The sequence below is a fragment of the Bradyrhizobium sp. Kon69 genome, assembly GCF_055807515.1.
Map to the genome: position 1 here is coordinate 1 of NZ_JBVVOS010000345.1, position 273 is coordinate 273.

Consider the following 273-nt stretch of genomic DNA (forward strand, 5'->3'; position numbering starts at 1 on the left):
CCACACCAGCAGCACCTTCATGCGCTCCTTGATGCCAAAATTCACCGCCTGGCGCAGGGTGTTGGATGACTGGCTGCCGAAATTGAGCAGCACCAGTACATCGGGTTCGGTGAAGCCTTGCTTGAAGGCGCGAAAAATATCCTCAAGGAACACGGCCTGGAGCACGTCGGCAACAGCTACCACTCGTTGCAGGAACAGGAATTCTCCGGCTACCTGACCAACGCCATCTCCACCAAACCCGATGTACTGGTGCTGCTCAATTTCGGCAGCCAG

At 56.4% G+C, this 273-nt stretch carries 1 pseudogene; it reads left to right on the forward strand.

Annotated elements, in window-relative coordinates:
* Positions 1 to 117: 117 nt before the first annotated feature.
* A pseudogene (locus tag AC0L3U_RS39405) lies at positions 118 to 273 on the forward strand (ABC transporter substrate-binding protein); the annotation flags it as partial.